At 41.2% G+C, this 1,048-nt stretch carries 1 protein-coding gene; it reads right to left on the bottom strand.

The genetic code is table 11. The features are described from left to right. Nucleotides 1-1,048: alpha-amylase family glycosyl hydrolase (locus ABHN01_RS25395; protein ID WP_429877851.1), on the bottom strand; the 1,048-nt coding region annotated here is incomplete at both ends.

Genomic DNA, 1,048 nt, shown 5'->3' on the forward strand with positions numbered 1-1,048 from the left:
TCATAATCATTTCTGGAACCTAGCATGCTTTGAATATAAACGGCAGGCACTCCTGGAAGAGTCAGAAGGATGGAATGGGCCAGTAAAAATCGTTTCAACCGGATCGTATCATCATCAGAACGCTTGTTTAATGCATCCATATAGGTCACATTGATTTCGTAAGGGCTTTCACTTCCGTCCGGATTTTTCTTGTAGTTTACCAATGCTCCTTCTTTTTTTAACGCCTCGACCATCCCCAGTATTTCGTCTTCAGCTATGATTCCGCGAATGGGATTAAGGCCAATCCCATCATGTGAAGCAAGAAAGTTGAAGAATGTCGTCTTTTCGCCGGCTGGCTCGAGTTGTTTTGCCCAATTGGTGAGAGCGCTCCCATTTTCACGTACAATGGAGTAAAGAACCAATGGCGGCAGGGGGAATTGATAAACCATATGTGCCTCATCACGGCCGTTTCCAAAATAAGAAACATTATCTTTATGAGGGACATTCGTTTCTGTAATGATCACTGTACCTCTGGCGACTTCATCCGCAATATCCCGGAACAGCTTGATGATTTGATGGGTCTTTTCATGGTGGATACAGGTAGTCCCGATCTCTTTCCACATAAAACCGACGGCATCCAAACGCAAATATTCTGCGCCTTGTTCCAGATAAAAGAGCAAGACATCTATCATTTTTACTAATAGGTTTGGGTTGCTGAAGTTTAAATCGATTTGATCATCACTGAACGTTGTCCAAATATGCTTTTCTGTTCCATCTGCTAATGTGAATTTCGTTAAAACGGGGGTTGCTCTTGGTCTTGTTACCAAACTCAAATCAATAGAGGGTTCCACTTCAATGAAAAAATCTTGAAATTCCGGATTTCCCTTCAAATACTCTTGAAACCATGAACTTTTTGCTGAAATGTGATTACAGACATAATCAAACATCAATCTTGTTACTTTAGTTAAGCTATCAACATCTTCCCAGTCTCCAGCGATTGGATTGACGTTTTTGTAATCGATTACGGAAAATCCATCATCTGAAGAATACGGATAGAAAGGCAGGAGGT

The organism is Fictibacillus sp. NRS-1165 (assembly GCF_050468105.1).
GTDB classification, from domain to species: Bacteria; Bacillota; Bacilli; order Bacillales; family Fictibacillaceae; genus Fictibacillus_C; species Fictibacillus_C terrinigri.